Origin of the sequence: Oceanobacter mangrovi (assembly GCF_019740315.1) — a bacterium.
In the GTDB taxonomy this organism is placed as follows: Bacteria; Pseudomonadota; Gammaproteobacteria; order Pseudomonadales; family Oceanobacteraceae; genus Oceanobacter; species Oceanobacter mangrovi.
This window is the reverse complement of the sequence record NZ_JAHXZR010000011.1, coordinates 127,061-146,904: the sequence shown is the minus strand read 5'-3', so window position 1 is coordinate 146,904 and position 19,844 is coordinate 127,061. Positions and strand designations below refer to the sequence as shown.

Annotated in this window: 17 protein-coding genes and 1 tRNA gene; 11 read left to right on the top strand and 7 right to left on the bottom strand. The window is 52.0% G+C overall.

Annotated features, from left to right (window positions below; translation table 11 throughout):
* Window positions 1-53 precede the first annotated feature (53 nt).
* The gene (locus tag K6123_RS19655; RefSeq protein WP_221800891.1) at window positions 54-575 is read right to left on the bottom strand and encodes a hypothetical protein; all 522 of its coding nucleotides are present in this window, start codon (window positions 573-575) and stop codon (window positions 54-56) included.
* A gap of 224 nt (window positions 576-799) precedes the next feature.
* On the opposite strand from K6123_RS19655, the gene K6123_RS19650 reads away from it, so the two are divergent.
* A complete protein-coding gene (locus K6123_RS19650; RefSeq protein WP_221800890.1) occupies window positions 800-2,485 on the top strand; it encodes a methyl-accepting chemotaxis protein in 1,686 nt (561 codons plus the stop codon).
* Window positions 2,486-2,558: 73 nt separating this feature from the next.
* Here K6123_RS19650 and K6123_RS19645 read toward each other — a convergent pair whose 3' ends face one another.
* Window positions 2,559-3,494, bottom strand: coding sequence for a nucleoside recognition family protein (locus tag K6123_RS19645; protein ID WP_221800889.1), 936 nt, complete (start codon window positions 3,492-3,494; stop codon window positions 2,559-2,561).
* The gene (locus K6123_RS19640; protein WP_221800888.1) at window positions 3,494-4,246 is read right to left on the bottom strand and encodes a substrate-binding periplasmic protein; all 753 of its coding nucleotides are present in this window, start codon (window positions 4,244-4,246) and stop codon (window positions 3,494-3,496) included. Before K6123_RS19640 ends, K6123_RS19645 begins: the two co-directional genes overlap by 1 nt.
* A gap of 619 nt (window positions 4,247-4,865) precedes the next feature.
* On the opposite strand from K6123_RS19640, the gene K6123_RS19635 reads away from it, so the two are divergent.
* From K6123_RS19635 to K6123_RS19595, 9 genes are all read left to right on the top strand, one after another.
* A complete protein-coding gene (locus K6123_RS19635) occupies window positions 4,866-5,771 on the top strand; it encodes a dihydrodipicolinate synthase family protein (protein WP_221800887.1) in 906 nt (301 codons plus the stop codon).
* Between the two features lie 70 nt (window positions 5,772-5,841).
* Window positions 5,842-7,338 carry an aldehyde dehydrogenase gene (locus K6123_RS19630; RefSeq protein WP_221800886.1) on the top strand — a complete coding sequence of 499 codons (1,497 nt, stop codon included), beginning with the start codon at window positions 5,842-5,844 and terminating at the stop codon, window positions 7,336-7,338.
* Between the two features lie 72 nt (window positions 7,339-7,410).
* Window positions 7,411-8,772: an NAD(P)/FAD-dependent oxidoreductase gene (locus K6123_RS19625; protein WP_221800885.1), complete on the top strand. Its 1,362-nt coding sequence runs from the start codon at window positions 7,411-7,413 to the stop codon at window positions 8,770-8,772.
* A 329-nt stretch (window positions 8,773-9,101) separates the two neighbouring features.
* On the top strand, window positions 9,102-10,133 hold the full coding sequence (gene dctP, locus K6123_RS19620) for a TRAP transporter substrate-binding protein DctP (protein ID WP_246624916.1): 1,032 nt from the start codon (window positions 9,102-9,104) through the stop codon (window positions 10,131-10,133).
* Window positions 10,134-10,221: 88 nt separating this feature from the next.
* The gene (locus K6123_RS19615; RefSeq protein ID WP_221800884.1) at window positions 10,222-10,773 is read left to right on the top strand and encodes a TRAP transporter small permease; all 552 of its coding nucleotides are present in this window, start codon (window positions 10,222-10,224) and stop codon (window positions 10,771-10,773) included.
* Between the two features lie 3 nt (window positions 10,774-10,776).
* Entirely contained in the window at window positions 10,777-12,075 is a 1,299-nt protein-coding gene (locus K6123_RS19610) for a TRAP transporter large permease (RefSeq protein WP_221800883.1), read from the top strand.
* A gap of 41 nt (window positions 12,076-12,116) precedes the next feature.
* Complete coding sequence (locus K6123_RS19605) at window positions 12,117-13,175, top strand: GlxA family transcriptional regulator (protein ID WP_221800882.1); 1,059 nt, start codon at window positions 12,117-12,119, stop codon at window positions 13,173-13,175.
* Between the two features lie 84 nt (window positions 13,176-13,259).
* On the top strand, window positions 13,260-14,237 hold the full coding sequence (locus K6123_RS19600; protein ID WP_221800880.1) for a LysR family transcriptional regulator: 978 nt from the start codon (window positions 13,260-13,262) through the stop codon (window positions 14,235-14,237).
* A 242-nt stretch (window positions 14,238-14,479) separates the two neighbouring features.
* The gene (locus K6123_RS19595) at window positions 14,480-15,607 is read left to right on the top strand and encodes a porin (protein ID WP_221800878.1); all 1,128 of its coding nucleotides are present in this window, start codon (window positions 14,480-14,482) and stop codon (window positions 15,605-15,607) included.
* Between the two features lie 114 nt (window positions 15,608-15,721).
* Here K6123_RS19595 and K6123_RS19590 read toward each other — a convergent pair whose 3' ends face one another.
* The 3 genes from K6123_RS19590 to K6123_RS19580 form a co-directional block, all read right to left on the bottom strand.
* A complete protein-coding gene (locus K6123_RS19590) occupies window positions 15,722-15,895 on the bottom strand; it encodes a hypothetical protein (protein WP_221800876.1) in 174 nt (57 codons plus the stop codon).
* A 246-nt stretch (window positions 15,896-16,141) separates the two neighbouring features.
* Complete coding sequence (locus K6123_RS19585) at window positions 16,142-17,509, bottom strand: nicotinate phosphoribosyltransferase (RefSeq protein WP_221800874.1); 1,368 nt, start codon at window positions 17,507-17,509, stop codon at window positions 16,142-16,144.
* Window positions 17,510-17,687: 178 nt separating this feature from the next.
* On the bottom strand, window positions 17,688-18,746 hold the full coding sequence (locus K6123_RS19580) for a bifunctional nicotinamide-nucleotide adenylyltransferase/Nudix hydroxylase (protein WP_221800872.1): 1,059 nt from the start codon (window positions 18,744-18,746) through the stop codon (window positions 17,688-17,690).
* A gap of 137 nt (window positions 18,747-18,883) precedes the next feature.
* On the opposite strand from K6123_RS19580, the gene K6123_RS19575 reads away from it, so the two are divergent.
* Window positions 18,884-19,612, top strand: coding sequence for an NUDIX hydrolase (locus K6123_RS19575; RefSeq protein WP_221800870.1), 729 nt, complete (start codon window positions 18,884-18,886; stop codon window positions 19,610-19,612).
* A gap of 11 nt (window positions 19,613-19,623) precedes the next feature.
* On the opposite strand, the gene K6123_RS19570 is transcribed toward K6123_RS19575, so the two are convergent.
* Window positions 19,624-19,700 (bottom strand) — tRNA-Ile (locus K6123_RS19570).
* Window positions 19,701-19,844: the final 144 nt, after the last annotated feature.

Here is a 19,844-nt window from a genome sequence, read left to right as displayed (position 1 = left end):
GACCGTGATTGTTGTGCTTTCAAGAATGGTTGCAATGGCATAGCGGGCTCTGGCTAATGCGTCAGCCAGCCACTGAGGGTTTGCTGTTGTTGCTGGCGGCTGTCGAGACAAATGTCGTCATGGTGGCAGGTTGCCAGTGCAAACCCGCAAGACTGGTTGAAGGCAATTGGCCAGGTGGCCTTGCCACTGATGGCACGCCCCTGTGGACTGTGGTGCTGATGCTCACTGATCCATTGGCAGCCATCCTGAATATCACCAAAACTGACTTCCTGCTGCTGGCTGTCGAGCACAATCCAGCCTTGGGCGGACTGGGTCTGGTGAATGCCGTAGGCTAACAGGTGAGCGGTATCCGGTTCTGGTTCCGGGCAGATGCCCCACTCAAGGCAGGATTCCCACAAGCGTTGCTCGAGTTCCGGCAATGCGTATGGCAACACCACATAACAGCTGAAATCTTTTGCCCCGAGCCGTTTGAGATGGCTCAACCAGTGGTTCAGCTGGCTGCCATGAGCCGGTTCGCCGGTTGGCAGATCGGTTGCTTCAACGATCAGGATGATCCCGAGGGTTGCCATATTCATTGGTTCGTCTCGATCTTGATGGCCCTCAACGATAATCCAGCCATTTGCAGCAGGTAAAGCGTTGAATGCCCGCATTGGTCTGTGCAAATAGGGCAAAACGGCCCTGCTTGTCGGCTGCATTCAAGCCATCGAACAGCTTGTCGATAAATCTGCTATTGAGTGATTTCTGAACAGCGAATCACCAACTAGGCTGAATAGAAGACAACTCTGTGAAGGTGATGGGTATGCCCAATTTGACGATTCAGGCCCGCGTGTTGGCGCTGGCACTGATTCCTGCTGCTGTATTAACTGTATTCCTGACCCTGTTTAACCGTGACCAGGCGGCCAGCATTGGCAATGAAGCCATGCAGAGCTACGCCGAAGGCATGACCAACAGCAAAAAGCAGGAGTTGAAAAACTATCTGCAGCTGGCTCGTACGGCGATCAGCCATTTGCAGGCACAAGGGGATTCACCGGAATTACGCCAGCAAGCCTGGCAACTGCTACGGCAGTTGCGGTTTGACGATGCTGGCAGTGATGGCTATCTGTTTGCCTACGACGCTCAGGGCGTGGTGCTGATGCATGGAGCGAATGCGAAGCTGGAAGGAAAAAATCTTTGGGGCTTTCAGGACCCGGATGGCAAATACCTGATTCAGGAATTACTCAAGGCCGCCCAGGCTGGCGGTGGTTATGTTGATTACCGCTGGAAAAACGCTGCGACTGGCCAGCCAGCCCCAAAACTGGGTTATGCCGAGATGCTGCCTGGCTGGAATGTCATGCTCGGAACCGGCTTCTGGATTGATGGCCTCGACAGCCAGATTCAAACCATGGATCAACGGGTCAATAAATCCCTCACAGAAGCGCTGTGGGGCTCAGTCACGTCGTCAGCAGTGGTGCTGGTATTGATTGTGGTGCTGGCGCTGCTGGTGGTTGGCAGCATTATCCGGCCGTTAAAAAGCGCCGTGGCAGCCATGAATGATATTGCCGGTGGCGGCGGTGATCTGACCCAGCGGCTGCAGATGAAGGGCAGGGATGAACTGGCTCAGTTGGCAGGCGCCTTTAACCAGTTTGCTGATCAGGTACATGGGCTGGTCACTGAAGTACGGCGCTCAACCGACACGCTTAACCAGTCCAGTACGGAATTGGGTGATGTCATGACTGGCGCCGAAAAAGGCGTGCAGCAACAACAGATGGAAAGTGATCAGGTTGCCACTGCCATGTATGAAATGACCGCCGCTGCGCAGGAAGTTGCCAGCAGTGCGGTACGAACCTCCGCTGCTGCTGACGACGTTAACGACCAGATCCAGCAGGCGTTGCAGCTGGTGCATCGTTCTACTGACGTGATGTCCGGGCTGTCGGAACAGGTTGCAGCCGGGGTGACGGGCATTGAACAGCTGAGTCACGATTCCCGTCAGATTGACAGTGTGCTGGACGTTATTCGCGGCATTGCTGAACAGACCAACCTGCTGGCACTCAACGCTGCCATTGAAGCCGCCCGCGCCGGTGAAGCCGGTCGCGGCTTTGCGGTGGTGGCTGACGAAGTTCGTACACTCGCCAGCCGCACCCAACAAGGCACCCAGGAAATCCAGACCACCATCGAACGGCTGCAACAGGGCTCCGGTAATGCCGTTAGCCTGATGGGGCGTATCAGTGAGCGCAGTGAAGCGGCGGCGGCAGAAACCCGCAAGGTCGACGATGCCCTGCAATTAATCGGCAGCGCCATGTCGACCATCACGGATATGAACAACCAGATCGCCACCGCCGCTGAAGAACAGGCCAGTGTGGCGGAAAGCATTAACCAGAACGTGCATCAGATTGTGGCGATTTCCGAGCAAACGGCGGCCGGTACTGAACGGGCGGGGCATTCAACCCGACGGCTGAAGGAACTGGCAACGGCGATGTCTGAGCTGGTGAGACGGTATCGGGTGTGATAATGGGCTATTTTGCCTGTTAAGGCTGTAGCGGAAGGCCATAGTGGCCTTCCAGTTAATTGGCGTGGCCATGTTAATGAAACATTAGGACATGACACACCAGCCGGAACAGAATACCGACAATGGCGCCTAACACGGCCACCTTGATGACGGCAGCGACTTGCTTGCCTGCGGTGGCAAAAATCGCGACGCCAGCCAGATCAAGTGGTGAAATCAGCAACCCAGCCAGCAGGTTGATGTCACGGCTGCTGAGTTCACCGGATTGATACTGCTCCATCAATATCCCCAACACGGCGGTACCACCTGCAACAAATTTGGTGATGGCCAATAGCAAGGTTGCAGAGGGAAAACCGATCAGTTCAAACAGCCATGAGCACTGGCTTTCCAACCAGTCGATTGCACCGGAAGCGCGTAGCAAACTCACCAGTACCAGCGTCACAATCAGCAGCGGCATGGCACCAATCGTAATATTCCAGGCGTCTTGTCCAGCCCGGCGAATGATCGCCAGCAAGCGACGATCATAGTCATCCACATCACTGTCCGGTGAGCTTGTCAGGCTTGTCGCGGGCAGGTTTCTACCGAACAGGTGATAGGTTATGGCTGCCGCAACCAGGCCGCCAGCAATCGCAATAACAATCACGCTACCAATTTGCAGGCCCGCTGCCGCAAGCGGGAAAACCACATTGGCCTGTGCCAGTGACATTACCATTGCCAGGGTTGCTGTCAGATGGCGGGGCGAAACGTTTCGCTTGGCCATCAGGGCAATGGTTGCCAATGGGGCGGTTGAGCTGACGAACATTTCCTGAATCAGCGCAAATACCCCCAAACCTGCGATACCCAACGGCAACAGCAAGGGTGCCAAGCGGTCAGCCAGGAGGGAAACCAGACCACGGCTCTCAAGCCATAACATCAGGCTGAGCATGACGACCATAATGGGCAGCAATACAAACAGTGACAGCTCTACGGCTGACCTTCCTGCGGTGAGAATGAGCGTCGCCAGGCTATCCATCAGATTCCGAATCCTGCCTCGATTTGCTGTACGGCACCGCTTTGTCTGAGCAGGTCGATCTGCTTTTGCAAGGTCTTGATGATGCTGTCCGGTGTTTCAGGATTCATGGCGAGGTACACCGGGGTTTTCATAAAGCTGATGACCTTTTTTACCTCCCCCATGTTGGTGGTATCGGCAGCTTTATACGGACCTGTGAGGACATCCGAGACCCACAGGTCGATGGTGCCTTGTTCAAGCAGGTAGGGGTTTTCACGATCGTCGGCAACGATTGACAGGTTATAGCCCTTGTCCTTGAAGAAGTTGGTAAAGCTGTCGCCTTTCAGACCGCCGATTTTGTATTTTTTGGCGTCTTCTACCGACTTCAGCTTGATTTCACTGTCTGGACGCGCGAACAGCGCACCAGTCATGTAGGTAATGGGGCCAACCCACTTGAACATGTGTTCCCGTTCGGCACTGCGGATGGTGCAAAAAATACCGTGGTTTTTAAGACGTTCAACCCGGTCAAGACCAAAACTCCAGTTACGCAGCTTCATGGTGTAGTCGATGCTGGTGTTGGCTAACATCCGTTTCACAATGGTGGTGCACATGCCTTCGATATCCTCGGCCTTGTGGGCGTAAGGAGTACCGTCAACGGTCATGTTGTAGGGCGGGTACTGATTGGTAAACAAATAAAGCCTGGTGTCGTCTGCTGAGGCCAGCATCGACCAGACGGTGAGAACGGCCAAGGCTGTTGCTTGTACAAAAAACGTCATGAACTCGCTCCTGACGGCAGTGGGCAGCTGGTGCCGGATTGGCTTTGCTGGTTGCTGATTTTTATGCACGCAGCGCCGGTCTCTTGTCCACGCTGGCTGTCGCTATTGGTCGTCGCAGGGCGAATAACGCCGCAAATTGTATAATCGAGTCTGCTTATCCCATGTATTAAACCGATTACTTAATGCTTTATGAATATCGGTGTTCTGAGTTGGTATTGCAGATGGTATTTAAAAATCCGGGTTTAAAAGACCTGCTTTAGCAAGCATTTGTTGTGAACAGTTAAAAACAAAAATGACCGCTCATGGAAATTCTGGAAATCACAACGGTTGTTGCCTCTGAAAATTGTCTGAAATGGCAGCTGTTCGTGCGTTTATGTGTCATTACAAGCCACTGAACTGCAAGAAAAATAATCCAGCAATGAACACCGATTGTCATTGAACCCGCATGTAATCAGGGTTTTTCAGGGATTGGCGACGTCCAATTCCAATCATAACCTGAAGTTTTCAATAGCATTGTTAAAAAGTTGTTTGTTTGTTTTTAATCATCGTATTTACCATTCGATGTCATATAGAAGTCATATCCAGTCCGGATTTTGATAAATATTTTAAGGGCTTTAATATGTTGTTTAATGGTATTTACACGCCAGTTATCACGCCGTTCTCGGAAGATATGTCAATCAATTTTGATGCCTATTCACAGCAGGTTGCCTATCTTGCCAGTGCTGGTGTTCATGGTTTGATGATCGGCGGAACGACGGGTGAATATTATGTGGAAAGTATCCAGGAACGTATTCAACTACTGAAAACGGCTCGTGATGTGGCTGGCAAGGATATCCAGATTATCTTTGGTACCGGTTCGACCGATCCCCGGGTTTCGGTTGAGCTGGCTGCCGCCGCTGCGGATAACGGTGCTGATTGTGTGCTCATCGGTACGCCACCATATTCATTGCCAACCCAGCAGGAACTGGCTGATTTTGCACTGGCGGTCGATAAGGCTGCCGGTCTGCCGGTGATGCTCTACAACTACCCGGATCGTATGGGTATCAACATGGAAGCCGAGTTTTTCGAACGTGTGTTTGATGCTTCCGAAAACTTTGTTGCGATCAAGGAAAGCTCTGGCGATATCAATCGTCTGCATTTACTGCTGAACCAGTATCCAGAGCTACAAACCGCGTGTGGCATGGACGATCAGGCGCTGGAGTTTTTTGCCTGGGGTGCCAAAGGCTGGGTTTGTGCCGGTTCCAACTTCCTGCCAGCAGAACACATCGCCCTGTATCAGGCTTGTGTTGTTGAAAACGATTTCAACAAGGGCCGCAAAATCATGGCTGCCATGATGCCGCTGATGCATGTGCTGGAGCAGGGCGGCAAGTTTATCCAGAGCGTCAAGAGCGGGGTTTCCCTGGCTGGTCGTCAGGGCGGTCTGGTACGCCCACCGCTGCAGGGACTGGCTGCTACCGAAGAACAGGTTCTGGCTGAGGTGATTCAGGTGCTGAAAAACCGGGTTGCCGAGATCGTTGCAGGCTGATTGCCAACATTCGCCGGTCTGGCGGGCTCGTCAGGCCGTGCTTTCCCGCTCATCGAAAAGGATTAATACCATGTCCGATATGCTGACCTACGAAGAATACAAGGCGCTGGCCAAGACCATTGAGTTACCTGATCAGGCGTTTATCAATGGCCAGTTCTGTCCGGCTGCCAGTGGCAAAACCTTCGTTTCAACCAATCCGGCAACGGGTGACAAGCTGGCAGATATCGCTGCCTGTGATGCAGAGGATGTTGATTTTGCCGTCGGCAAGGCGCGCGAAGCGTTTGAAGATGGCCGCTGGAGCAAACTGCATCCGAATGAACGCAAGGACATTTTGCTGAAACTGTGTGAGCTGGTGGAAGCCAATGCCCATGAGCTGGCAGTGATGGAAAGCCTCGATTCCGGCAAACCCATTAGCGATTGCGAAAATATCGATATTCCCGAGTTTGTGCACACCCTGAAATGGCATGCCGAGCTGGTCGATAAAATCTACGACCAGACCGCCCCGGTTGGTCCTGGTGCCATGTCGATGATCGTACGCGAGCCGGTTGGCGTTGTGGGGGCGGTACTGCCGTGGAATTTCCCGCTGCTGATGCTGGCCTGGAAAATTGCGCCTTGTCTGGCTGCCGGTTGCACCATGGTACTGAAGCCTGCGGCCCAAACCACTCTGACGGCACTGAAAGTGGCTGAACTGGCAAGTGCTGCCGGTTTGCCTGCGGGGGTGCTGAATATTGTGCCTGGCAGTGGCCGTGAGGTGGGTGAGCCAATTGGTCTGCACATGGATATCGACATGGTGACCTTCACAGGCTCAACTGCGACCGGCCGTCGTTTCCTGAATTATTCTGCCCAGTCCAATCTGAAAAAGGTGGTGCTGGAGCTGGGTGGCAAGAACCCTTGCATTGTACTGGATGATGCCGAGCGACTAGATGAAGTTGCCCAGCAAGTGTGTGCCGCGGCGTTCTGGAACATGGGTGAAAACTGCTCGGCCGGTTCCCGTTTGATCGTTCAAAAAGGCATTAAGGACGAGTTGCTGGAACGTATCAGCCATTACGCCAGCGAATGGACGGTCGGTGACCCGCTGAATCCGGCAAATGCGTTGGGGGCGATGATCGACAGTGGTCACTTTGCCAAGGTGGCCAGTTATCTCGAGCTGGCTCGTGAAGTGGGTTACGAGGTGCCAGTCGGTGGCGAAACCATGGATGGCGTGTACATCCAGCCCACCGTTGTCGATGGCGTCAAAAACTCCGACAAAATTGCCCGGGAAGAAATCTTTGGACCGGTTTTGTCTGTGATCACAGTGTCGACCTACGAAGAAGCGATTGCTGTCGCCAACGATACCGAATACGGCCTGGCAGCCTCAGTGTTTACCGCCAATGCCCGCAAGTCCTTGCGTGCCGCCCAGGCCATTCGTGCTGGCACCGTAACGGTTAACTGCTTCGGTGAAGGTGATATCAGCACTCCGTTTGGTGGTTATAAACAGTCCGGTTTTGGCGGCCGCGACAACTCCATTCATGCCCATGACCAGTACACCGAAATAAAAACGATCTGGGTCGACCTCAGCGCAGGCTGATACCTCAACAATCTCCATCAGTGTCTGTCGCTGCCGATGTTCTCCGGCAGCGACTTTTCAGGCTAATACAAGATGCAAAACACAAGAATCAAGGCGCGTCGTTTGCCCAGAGACCCGGGGCCTGCCGCCTGGAATCGCATTCTTCCTGTGCGTGCTGGCTATGCTCCACTGGAGCAGGACGTCAGTGTTGACTGGGCTATTGTTGGTGGTGGTTTTGCCGGGCTGGCAGCGGCACAGCGATTGAGCCAGCTGGTGAATGGAGAGTCCATCATGGTGTTGGAGGCTTCACAGCTGGCGGAAGGACCGGCCGGACGTAACAGTGGTTTTATGATCGACCTGCCGCATGAACTCAACTCTGAGAGTTATGCTGGCAGCCATGATGCAGACATTCGCCAGATCCGCCAGAACCGCTCAGCGATTCGTTTTGCCAGCGCGATGGCGGAAGAATATGGCTTTGCTGCAGGTACGCTGACAGCTGTTGGCAAGGTCACTGCGGCCTGTACGGCAAAAGGCCAGCGTCATATCCAGAGCTATCGGCAACATCTGGACTCGATTGGCGAGCCCTACCGGCTGATGGATCATGCTGACATGATCGAATATACCGGTTCGGAGTTTTATCACACCGGGCTGTTTACACCGGGAGTGGTGATGATCCAGCCTGCCGGTTTTATTCGTCAGGCGGCGGCCGGGCTGGTTGAACGGAAGGGGGTGGTTATTCATGAAAACACCCCGGTCCAGCAACTTGACCTGACCAGCGGCCTGCACACCCTGACCACGCCAAAGGGCAAGGTTAAGGCCCGGCGGGTGATTATGGCGGTGAATGGCCATATCCAGTCATTTGGCTTTTACCCATCCAGGTTGCTGCATGTTTTTACCTACGCCTCAATGACTCGCCGTCTCAGCCAGGACGAATTACAACGTCTCGGAGGTGAACAGGACTGGGGAATTTTACCTGCAGATCCGATGGGCACGACAGTGCGCAAGATATCGAATTATCAGGGCAGCGGTGATCGGCTGATTATTCGCAACCACGCCACCCTGAATCAGTCACTGGAAGCCAGTCAGGGCAATCTCAACCGTGCTCGCAAAATGCAGCAGCTGTCTTTTGAGCGTCGTTTCCCAATGCTGAAAGGTGTTGAGATGGAGTACCTTTGGGGCGGGCGTCTGTGTCTGTCACTGAACTCGGTACCGGCTTTCGGGGAAGTGGGCGAGCGGCTGTGGTCGGCCTGTTGCCAGAATGGCCTGGGTACGGTGAAAGGAACCCTGGCCGGTATGATGGCGGCGGAACTGGCTGCCGGTAATGCGAATAATCCGGAGTTACTCGAATTCATGCAAACCGCTGAACCGCGCAGGCTTCCGCCGGAACCGTTTTTATCGTTTGGCGCGAATACAGTAATGCGTATTAAAGAATGGCAGGCGGGACTGGAAGTTTAATATATAAATAACCTGCGCTGGTGTTGTATTGATACCTTGAAAGTATTCGTGCAAATAGAAGACATTCAGGACAATACAGGACAGCAAATCATCAAATATATAAGAGCAGATGTCCTGAAACCTGCATGAATACTGGCTTCGCGAGAATGATAACCTGAAGTTATCAAGAGTGTCGAATATATGTTATTAGATGTTTGAAGGGCTGCTAAATATACTTGATAACAACAAGTGATCAGAAATATAAAATATAATAATAGCAAAACGATCATCAGTCTTGATGCTGTTGATATTCCACCCTCGTTTAAATTGAAAGACTGGTAGGAAATATAATGAAATCAACAAATAAAACACTGCGCAATAAATCCTGCATCATCGGATTAGCCATGCTGGCGGGAGTCAGCGTTTCAATGGAAGCTGCAGCCAGTAATGACAAGTTCAAGCTGACGCTGGCGCTGGAGTCTGGCGACCGGGATTCAGCTTCCGGCAAATCGATGCAAATGTGGGCGGATCTGATCAAGAAGGATTCTGCTGGCCGTATCAAGGTAAATGTTTTTTATCAGGGCGAACTGGGCGGCCAGCAAGAGCTGTTTGACCAGTTGGTAAAAGGCAATATCGATATGATGTTGACCTGGCCACAAACCTCTTATGATGATCGCCTGGCGGTTAACTATATTCCATATCTGACGCTCGGCTGGAATGATGCTCTCAGCGCCTATACCGAAAATGGCTGGCTCAAGAATATCCTTGAACCTGTATACAAGGATATTGGTCTGAAATATTTTGGCCCATATCCGGAAGGTTTTGGCGGTATTGCCACCAAGGGAAAATATGCCTTGAGCTATGAAGATGCCCAGGGCATGAAGGTTCGTTCAACACCGGTTTTCCCACTGCCGCAAACCATCAACGCGATGGGCTTCCAGGCGGTTCCGATTGACTGGTCAGAAGTCTACACCTCGATCCAGACCGGCGTGGTTGATGGCGATTCCGGTAACGTTATTTACTACGATTACGAGTACTTCCGTGATCAGGTTAATTATTACGTACAGACCAGCCATAACTTCTCATCCTATGCCTTGCTAATGAACTGGGATCACTGGCAGGAGATGGATGCAGAAGATCAGAAAATCATTGCTGATGCTGCCCAGAAAGTGATTGAGCTGCAGTTTGCCAATGCCAGGACCGAAGATGAAAAGTGGATTGCGGCGGCCCAGAAGTCCGGCATGAAATATATCGTGCCGAACAAACAGCAGATGCATAACTGGGTTGAACGGGTGCGCGCAGAGGTATGGCCACAGGCAGAAGAAAAGCTGGGCAAGGATTTGATGGACAAGATTCGTGCTAATGCCTCGGTACCAGAATAACGGCCAGCATGGCTATTATAAAAAGTGCCGATAAATAGAATATCCGGCCGACCAGGTCGGATATTTTTTTGAATCACAGGAGTTTTTTATGCATTTAATCCTGTCCGTATTGTCCGCTATCGACTGGGTGTTATATCGGCTGATATATCCTCTGGTTGTTTTGCTCAGTATTGCCGTGGCAACCATGGTTGCCTTCGGTGTGTTCAGCCGGGAGCTGCTTGATCAGCCGGTGTTTGGTCTGGAGGAGCTGATCCTGTTGGCCGCGGTGTGGCTGTACATGCTGGGGGCGGTGCTGGCCTCGCGGGATCGTTCCCACCTGTCAGCCGATTTTGTTCAGACGTTCGTCAAGAACCCCAGAATCGTGCATGGCTTTCATTTGTTCGCCATTGCGATTTCATTGGTGATGGCCGCTTTCTTTACTACGTGGTCATTTGATCTGCTGGCGTGGGGCGTCCAGCGTGGTCAGGCGACCACGGTGTTTCAGATTCCCCTGTACCTGTCACAGGCCAGCCTGTTTGCCGCCAGTTTGATGTTTATCGTTTATCTGCTGCGCGACCTTGTTACCGAACTGCTCGAGTTTATCGAAGGCAATCACGACCAACATAGCCAAATGGCTGAAGATACAAAGATCGAAGGTTAAGTTATGGGTGCTTTATTTGCCATTGCGGCTGTGGTTTTGCTGATGATGATCGGGGTTCCGGTTGTGTTCTCGTTTGCGGCCATGACCCTGGTTCTGTCCTACGTCTACGATGTTGACGTATCGTCGCTGATGACGACCGGGTTCTGGTCGATTAACTCATTGATTCTGCTTGCATTACCCCTGTTTGTAATGACAGGTTATCTGATGCAGGCCGGTGGTATGGCTGCCCGACTGGTTAACTTTGTTGAAGCTCTGGTTGGCCGTTCACGGGCCGGGATGGGGTCTTCGATGGTGGTTGCCTGCGGGGTCTTTGGGGCTATTTCCGGAACTGCATCGGCGGCGGTTGCCTCGATTGGCACCATCATGATCGGGCCGATGGAGCGGCATGGCTACAAGCGCGAGTACACCAGTGCCTTGCTGGGTATTTCATCGCTGCTGGGACTGCTGATTCCACCCAGCATCACCATGATTCTGTTTGCGGTGGTGACCCGTCAGTCGGTAGCTGCCTGTTTTCTGGCGACGATTGGCCCGGGCATCCTGCTGATCATCATGCTGTGCTTCCTCAACTGGCTGAAGGTTCGCAAGCAGGAAGACAGTGCGGTTGAAAGCCTCACATTTTCCGAACGTATGGCTGATGTGCGCAAGACTGGCTGGAAAGCATTACCAGCTCTGTTTTTACCTTTCATTATTCTTGGCGGCATTTATGGCGGTGTTTTCACTCCCACTGAAGCAGCGGCCATTGCCGTGGTTTATGCCATTCCGGTCGGCCTGTTTGTGTATCGCGAGCTGGATCTGAAATCGATGTTCCGCTGTTTGCTCCAGGCTGCTGCAACAACCGGCGTAATCATGGTGATTCTGGTGTTCTCCTTTGTTGCCAGCCGTATCTTTACGCTGGAGCGGGTGCCGCAGGAGCTGACCGAAGTACTGATGGACACTTTCCAGAGCCCGATTCTGATCCTGTTACTGGTTAACGTTTTTCTGATTCTTCTGGGTATGTTCATGGATGACGTCAGTGTGGTGGCGATTATCAGCCCGCTGTTGTTGCCCGTGATGCAGGACATTGGTGTGTCGCCGGTGCAGTTTGCTGCCATCGTTGGCACCAGTGTGGTGATTGGCTGTAACAGCCCGCCAATGGCGCCGATCCTGTTCATGACTTGCCGTATCGGTCAGGTCGGGATTTCCAAGGTGATGCGACCAGCCATGTTCTTTATGTTTTTTGCGGCCTTACCGGTCATGTTGGTAACTACTTACTGGTCACCGCTGGCTTTGTATTTACCTCGTATGTTTGGCTATATCGACTGAAGATCCATGTACCGCCAGGCAAGGTCCGGCAGGAAACAATTATGTTGCGCAATTCATCCCTGACAAAAGCCAGCCCGGATATGACCCGCCAGATACCTCTGCCGGCGGGTCTCGGCAAGCCTTCCACGGCGGCGCTTGAACGCACCCAAAAAGTGGTGTTTGTGTTGCTGGAACACTTTTCGATGGTGTCTTTTACTGGCGCTGCTGATGTATTGGTGACGGCCAACCTGTTGATGCCAGCGCCTATGTTTGAGGTGAAAACCTGCTGTCTGAAAGGCAGCAGGGTTCGCAGTGATCTGGGGGTGGAGCTAACGGTTGATAACGATCTTGATTCACTCAACAGCGATCAGATTGATGTACTGGTTGTTTGTGGAGGTTATCGGACGCCGCTGAAGCAATATCCGGCACTGACCCGGCTGATTCAGCACTGTTATCAGCAAGGTGCAAGAACCGGTGGCTTATGGAATGGCGCTTATTTCCTGGCGGCTGCCGGTTTAACCGATGCCGGTGCTCTGGCGATTCATCCGGACAGCCGGATTTTGATTCGTGAGCATTTTCCCCAGGTGCAGCTTTCCAATCTGCCAGCGACGGTGGACCAGCAAATTTTCAGCTGTGCCAGCCCGGATGGTTCGATCAACAGCATGCTGAAGCTGCTGGAGCATTTACACAGCATCAAGCTGAAGCAGGATGTGGGCTCCATCCTGCTTTCCAACCTCGATCATACCCTGGCGATCCCGCTGCAAAAGTCGATGGGGAGGCTGCCTTTGCCGTTAATGCAGGTAATCGAGCTGATGGAAAATAACATCGAGGAAGTACTTGAGATGGTGGAGATCAGCACTTATACCCAGCTGTCTCGCCGCCAGATCGAACGACTTTTCAGCAAGCATCTGAAAACCAGTCCAGCGAAATTTTATCTGGAATTGCGCCTGGCAAAGGCGCGCGATCTGATCATGAAAACCAGTTACAGCGTCAGTGAGGTGGCGGTTGCCAGTGGCTTCACCAGCATCACTCATTTCAGCCGGGCTTTTAAATCCCAATATGGTTGTTCACCCAGCCATATGCGAGGGGAGTTTGGCGGCTGTGCTGTAGGATTCCGCTGATATCCACGGGAACAAAACGCCTTGACCCTTAAGGTTGGCTGAACTAGCTTTCAGGAATGTTGCAAGATGACCTCAAGAGTTGATATGAGCCGCCACGCGGAACCGGACAAAATCTTTCTGAAGATGCCTTCGTTACGAGCGGTAAAATCCTTCACTGCGGCAGCCAAATACCAGAACTTCACCCGTGCGGCCGAAGCTTTGTGTGTGACTCAGGCGGCTATCAGTCGGCAGATTCGTGAACTCGAAACCCATCTGGGTGTGCAGCTTTTCAAACGCGAAGGCAGAACGGTTGAGCTGACTCCGGCGGGGGTTATTTTTTATGATGCTGCCTATTTGTCTTTCGTTAATATCGCCCAGGCCGCCGAACGAATACAACATATGGATGAGCGTAAAAAGCTGCTGACCATTTGTTGTACCCCGGCATTTTCGGCATTCTGGTTATCTGGCCGTTTACCGGATTTTTTCAGAAGTAATCCGGATATCGACGTTAACGTCATCACCACGGAAAACTTCCTGCATATGGAACCCGGGGTGTATCCGGATGTATTTATCAATAAATCTGCAGACCCGAGGGAAGGTTATCATTCAGTCCCTTTATTTCACGATCTGATATATCCGGTTTGCACCCCGCAGTTTCTGCAAGAGAACCCGAATATATCCACGCTGGATGGCATCTTTACAACCAGTCGCCTTAATCTGAGCCCATATGGACGGGCACAGGTCGCCGAGCATCTGGACTGGGATGTCTGGTTTTCGTTTTTTCCTGATCTGGATGGCTCGCAGGTCATTCAGTCTCATTTATTCAGTGCCAATGACTACAATACCCTGATGAGTATGGTGTTACGCCATCAAGGGGTTGCTTTGGGGTGGCATCATCTGGTTTCCCAGCTGGTGACGGATGGGGTATTGGTGGTCCCTTGTGCTGATCAGGTTGAGTTGACCCAGAAGCGGCATTACATGAGCTATCTTGGCAGCAAGGCTAATGAGTCTACCTTTCAGCGTTTTCAGGAATGGCTGATGAATGAAGTCTCGATGGAAAAAACAGCGATATACAATGGATAATATCTGTCATTTATAAAATGGCCTGATTGACGTATTTTAAAGAAATAATATTTGCTGTATTTGATTTCAGGTTTGGATTCTGTTGGTTGATGGTGTTGCAGATTTTAATATCTATTACTGGTTGTTATTATTAGTACGGTAAATATGTTGTTGGACTGCTTTTGAATTCTATAAATATACTGGATTTACTTGTTTGGGATTCTTAATCCCGAAATAAGCCCTTGTATATCTGTGGAGTGGTTATGAATTATAAGAAGGTGGTTTTTGCCAGCGCTATGCTGACTTCGGCAATATCCAGCGCATATGCAACACCCAGTATCAATTTCTATGGTTTTGTGGATATCGGTCTGGAAAAATATAGTGAAGCCGGTATTAATGGCGGCTCTGACATTTTTGAAGGCCAGTTCTCGCCAAACGGTAACCCGGATGGCAAACAGTTTTCACAGTCCAACAATGTGCAGTCTCGTCTGGGAATTCGTGGTGAAGAAGATGTCGCCGCTGGCTGGAAAGGCAGTTACCGGATGGAATTTACTGCCAACGTGCTTGATAACGGCGGTCAGGCTTTATCTACCCGGCTGGGCTGGCTGGCGTTGTCGAAAGGTCCCCATACTTTCAAGGTCGGTAGCCAGTGGTCGCCGCTATACGGTTACAACGGCTGGAACACTAACCGCAGTGAATCGCATGGTTATGCGTCTTACTACTACATCACTGATCAGCTGCCTGGCTCCATGGCCTATGGCTTCCGTAATGACACTAGTGTGTCTTACACCTATGGCAGCGGCCCATACAGTGCCAGTCCTTTCACGGCCACGGTGTCGCTGCAGGTGAACGATGATGACCGTGCCAACGCCGATGGTGATCTGTACAACAACAGCGGTATTACCGGTGTGCAGGTTGGTGCTGCCAGTTCGTTCGGTAACCTGACCGTCAATGCTGCGTATGCCAAAAGCATCGTCAAGGAAAGTGATGCTGCGAAAGCCGCTAATGTCGACGTTGCCGCACCAAGCGTGGTGATGCTGGGCGCCAAACTGCAGGCCAGCGATGCGCTTGATTTTGGCCTGGCTTATCGTGCCTCAGATCGTGATACCGGCAAGGATAGTGGCCGTTATAGTGTGACTGCATCTGTCCAGTATCAGATGACCAAAGAGCTGGGTCTGCATTTTGGTGCTGCGACCGGGGAAGATGAAGATGAAACCCAGCGTCAGCTGGATGCCAACTGGTTCGGTCAGGCGTTGTATCAGGTAACTGATTCCCGTCAGGTTCGATTTGAATTCGAACATGTTGACTATGGTAAATCCGTGATCAATGGCACTCGTCAGGATTGGGGCAGTGCCAATATCTACCTGATTTCCATGCGTCAAAGCTTCTGATTCTGTCTGTATTGCTCGTCCGTTTTTTGTGTGTAAATCCATGCTGGTTTGCCAGCTTTGCCTACCCCGCGGGGTAGGCTTTTTTGTTTCTGCTGTCCACAAATTCAGTAGTAGTCAGAATCTTGCTGTGTATCCAGCACCTGGTTTATGTTTATCGCTATGCAAACGATCACGGATTATTGAAAGCCTGTCGCGGTTTTGCCATGCATGGCTGATGGGGTTCGTGCGCTCGCCAGTCACACCCAATAAGGCATCCAGAAAATCCAAACCACCATCGAACGGCAGCAACAGGGCTCCGGCAATGCCGTTAGCCTGATGGGGCGTAGCAGCGATGGCTGGGAAGCGGCAGAAATCCGACGGCTGAAGGAACTGGCAACGGCGATGTCTGAGCTGGTGAGACGGTATCGGGTGTGAGTTACCGGGTTTTTCCAGAGGCGAGTAACCTGTCGGCAGTATCGCGAACCACCGACAGGTCTGGCTGATCAATCATTACAGTGTTTGGCGATTATTCGGTGATCGCTGCTTGAGACTGAATCAGCTCCGATTACGAACGTCGTCGAACGATTCATTTATCAATAATTCGCCGTTACGGAATACCGGACGTAAAAGGTTGGTGCGACCACCAAGCTGGTCCTCGCGAATGGTTTGGTAGCCATCTTCTGACTGGATCAGAGCAAGGCGTCCGCGTTTTGAACGTTTGCCTGGGTCCGTAACCGGGTCCTTGTAGACGTCATTCCAGTTGCCGGCCACACAGATGGCAGATGCTTTCATGGCAAATTTCTGGGTGTCCCGGTTTATCTTTTGCAGCAGCTCGCCACCCATACCGAAGGCAATATTGTCGGCGCTGATTTTGCGATCTTTGAGTATCCGCAAAATCGCTTCAATCGAACTTACGCTGACGCCATCCCCCTGAATCAGTCGGATACAAGCTGGCAGAACCCGGTAGCCTTTGGTGTTGACGGTATAGCCGAAACGGTCCATCAAGCGCTCGATAGCCTCGGGTACGATTTCAGTGGGTTCACCAGAGTCCGGCCGCACGACCAGTGTGCCGCCCATGCGTTCAACCTGTTCTTTCAGTTCGCCGCCCCAGAGATTATCGATGGCGTTCCAGAGATCGTAGGAATCACTGACAACCGCCAGTACTCGTCCGGTTCCTCCGAACTGGTCCAGCATGTTGGCGTACGCCTGGGCTTCGGCATTTTTGCCCCAGCTGGTAATGGTGCTGTGTTCGGCGGCAGGGATTGAAAATCCCGCCATATCAGCAGCGTAGTAACGGCGTGCTGCAATGACTCCTGACAGATTGTCGGTGCCCATAAAACTGACCAGGTGAGCAGCACCGCCAAGTGCGGCGGTCTCTTCGGAACTGGCTCCCCGGGCACCAAAGTCGTGTAACTTGAATGGCAAGCCATCGAGATTATCTGCAGTTTCTTCAAGATAGCGGCTGATTATATCGCGGCATGCGCGGGCAACGCTGGCGACCGTGGTGGGATACCAGATGGCACGCAACAGCGACGTTTCAATATAGCTGGTTAACCAGGCGCAGTATGGGTCAGTGTTGACGACCTGAATCATTACCTGATGGGTAGGCAGTAACATGCCTTCGGGGACGGCCTGGATTTCCAGCGGCAAATAGCCATTGCAGTTATCGAGAATGTATTGCCAGCCAGCACGGTTAAAGGGCACGCCGTGGGCAGTCAGAATGGCATCGGCCTCATCAATATCTGACTGATTAATTGGCTTGCTCAGGTATTGCTTGATAAACGCCTGCAATCCAAAGACGAGGGTCTGCGCATATTCACCGCCACGGGATTCGATGTAACTGGAAACATATTCTGTGGCTGGTGGGTACTGCAGGTAGTGGGAAGTCTTATAGGAATCGGTATTCAGAATCAGGTTGGTCATGACGGAGCTCCTCCTGTCGGATGTAACAGCACGGGTCTGTCCTGTGCTGCATTGGTGTGGATATCTGTCGATATCGGTTACTGGCAGCGGTTCCCGTTGCCGTTTCAATATAGTGGCTTTGTGCCACTATATTGTCAATAAAAAATCCGGCGACTGCCGGATTATGTGGACTGCATCATCAAATCACGCCGATCATATCCTGAATGATGAAGTAGTGATCCTCAAACAGATCCTGTGGCTGAATATCCCCAAGCGGCACCCAGCGCGCCTGTTTGGCGTCATCGCTGCCTCGTACCTTGGGCAAACTGTTACTGGGCTCCAGCTCAATGTAAAAGGCATGGGTGATGGTTCGGCCACGTGATGAACGGAACGGATCATCATAGACGGACTGCCGTCGAATCGAGCCTTTGAGCACTGGAGCAGGTACCTTTAGGCGGGTTTCTTCCCTCAGTTCACGAAGACAGGCGTCAAGCAGCCGCTCCTGCTGGTCAACAAATCCACCCGGCAAGGCCCACAACCCTTTACCCGGGCTGGCTTTTCGTTCAACCAGCAGGATATGGCCGGATTGCACCAGGACGGCATCGACGGTCACAAAGGTTGGGGCATAAGGTGCTGCTTGCCACGCCTTGCGGTAACGGTTAACGAAGGCAATTTCTTCACAGATTTGCTGGTAGGCCGGAGCTTCTCTGGCAAAGTCTGTGAGCCAGCGGAACATGCTTTGTGGGAGTTTGCCTCCGCTGCAATACGCCTCCAGAACGGCATCTCGCTGTTCGGTAAAATATTGCTCTCTCAGTGGTGTGGCACTGATTTCGCGGTAATTGTCGACGCCGATACTTTTCCAGTGAGGGAATAGATTTAAATAAAAACCGGTTTGATCCTTTTTGTGGCCAATCAGGGCGATGCGTGCGGCTTTGTGCGGGGTGGTGTGGTGCGCGGTAACAATGCCGGAGACCGTCGTTTGAACATTTCTGACCCACAGCTCATCATTGTAGGGGACATCCATCAAGGGAAGGCAGATCAGACGCTGATTTTCCTGTTCAGACAAGCACCCCCGAATCATTTGTTCACGTTCGAGGTGCGTCCACGGATTGCGTGGATTCCTGGCCTGCCAGGATGAGCCAATCAGAACGATGAGTTTGTCTGCCTGTTGCAGGCCAGACTGAATAACTTTCAGGTGGCCAGAATGGAAAGGCTGAAAACGGCCTATAAAAACAGCGAAATCGAAACCGGGTTGCATACAGCAAGCTCCTTGCCGTGGTGGAAACAAGCAGGTCTATCCTGCTGTTTCGTGATCTTTAGAGTGTTTTGAAATATTATTGGCTTTAAGCCAATAAAGTCAACCGGACATAGCTCCAGGTTAATAATGGAATTGAAATGACGGAAGAAACCGAGCGACAGTATCTAAACCAGTACAACATTAAAGACTACGAAAGCCCGCTGTATTCAGTTGATATCGCTATCTTTACCCTGCACAACGGGCAATTGAAGGTGTTGTTGGTAGAGCGTGCAGCGCATCCTTTCAAACACAGTCGGGCGCTACCTGGTGGGTTTGTTGATCTGCACATCGACGCTGATATTGAAGCGACCGCCCGCCGCAAGCTGGTGGCCAAGACCGGTGTGGATGCTCCTTTGCTGGAACAGGTGACTACAGTGGGTAACGCGTCCCGGGACCCGAGAGGATGGTCAGTGACCACTCTCTATATGGCGCTGATTCCTTATGCACCAACAGCTGATTTTGTCGACACTGTTTCTGAGGCTATCTGGTGTCCGATGGAAGAGCTGAAAGAGCTGTCGCTGGCATTTGATCACCAGTTGCTGATCGAACTTGCGAGAGAGCGGTTAAAGAACAAGACGGCCTATAGTGTATTGCCACTTCATGTACTTGAGCGGCCTTTTACCTTGAGTCAGCTGCAACATGCTTTTGAGTTGTTGATGGGGAAATCACTGGAGAAAAAGTCCTTTCGGCGACGAATTCTCAACGCAGAGTTGTTACATCAAGTCGGCGAAGGAGTCCCGGAAGGCGGCAAAGGGAGGCCTGCCGGATTATATGAACCATCAGCCGGTTCAGAGCGACATCTGTTTGTCAGGGTTTTCGGAGATTGAAACAGAGAAAGTGGTGGGCCTGCACGGACTTGAACCGTGGACCTAGCGATTATGAGTCGCGTGCTCTAACCAACTGAGCTACAGGCCCCTTGCTTCGTTCATCAGGTTGGACCTGATGGCAGAGGAAGGCTCCTCCTGAAGCGGTCGCTGATTATAAGCGCCATGAGGTTTATGTTCCACCCCTATGATAGATAAAGAAAAACCGGCGCAAGGCCGGTTTTTCTTCAGAGTG

What these genes read in the sequence shown, in the direction of transcription:
- K6123_RS19635 (WP_221800887.1), top strand. Translation starts at nt 4,866, where the DNA reads ATGTTGTTTAATGGTATTTACACGCCAGTTATCACGCCGTTCTCGGAA.
- K6123_RS19585 (WP_221800874.1), bottom strand. Translation starts at nt 17,509, where the DNA reads ATGACCAACCTGATTCTGAATACCGATTCCTATAAGACTTCCCACTAC.
- K6123_RS19640 (WP_221800888.1), bottom strand. Translation starts at nt 4,246, where the DNA reads ATGACGTTTTTTGTACAAGCAACAGCCTTGGCCGTTCTCACCGTCTGG.
- K6123_RS19610 (WP_221800883.1), top strand. Translation starts at nt 10,777, where the DNA reads ATGGGTGCTTTATTTGCCATTGCGGCTGTGGTTTTGCTGATGATGATC.
- K6123_RS19630 (WP_221800886.1), top strand. Translation starts at nt 5,842, where the DNA reads ATGTCCGATATGCTGACCTACGAAGAATACAAGGCGCTGGCCAAGACC.
- dctP (WP_246624916.1), top strand. Translation starts at nt 9,102, where the DNA reads ATGAAATCAACAAATAAAACACTGCGCAATAAATCCTGCATCATCGGA.
- K6123_RS19605 (WP_221800882.1), top strand. Translation starts at nt 12,117, where the DNA reads ATGTTGCGCAATTCATCCCTGACAAAAGCCAGCCCGGATATGACCCGC.
- K6123_RS19615 (WP_221800884.1), top strand. Translation starts at nt 10,222, where the DNA reads ATGCATTTAATCCTGTCCGTATTGTCCGCTATCGACTGGGTGTTATAT.
- K6123_RS19600 (WP_221800880.1), top strand. Translation starts at nt 13,260, where the DNA reads ATGAGCCGCCACGCGGAACCGGACAAAATCTTTCTGAAGATGCCTTCG.
- K6123_RS19645 (WP_221800889.1), bottom strand. Translation starts at nt 3,494, where the DNA reads ATGGATAGCCTGGCGACGCTCATTCTCACCGCAGGAAGGTCAGCCGTA.
- K6123_RS19625 (WP_221800885.1), top strand. Translation starts at nt 7,411, where the DNA reads ATGCAAAACACAAGAATCAAGGCGCGTCGTTTGCCCAGAGACCCGGGG.
- K6123_RS19655 (WP_221800891.1), bottom strand. Translation starts at nt 575, where the DNA reads ATGAATATGGCAACCCTCGGGATCATCCTGATCGTTGAAGCAACCGAT.
- K6123_RS19580 (WP_221800872.1), bottom strand. Translation starts at nt 18,746, where the DNA reads ATGCAACCCGGTTTCGATTTCGCTGTTTTTATAGGCCGTTTTCAGCCT.
- K6123_RS19595 (WP_221800878.1), top strand. Translation starts at nt 14,480, where the DNA reads ATGAATTATAAGAAGGTGGTTTTTGCCAGCGCTATGCTGACTTCGGCA.
- K6123_RS19650 (WP_221800890.1), top strand. Translation starts at nt 800, where the DNA reads ATGCCCAATTTGACGATTCAGGCCCGCGTGTTGGCGCTGGCACTGATT.
- K6123_RS19575 (WP_221800870.1), top strand. Translation starts at nt 18,884, where the DNA reads ATGACGGAAGAAACCGAGCGACAGTATCTAAACCAGTACAACATTAAA.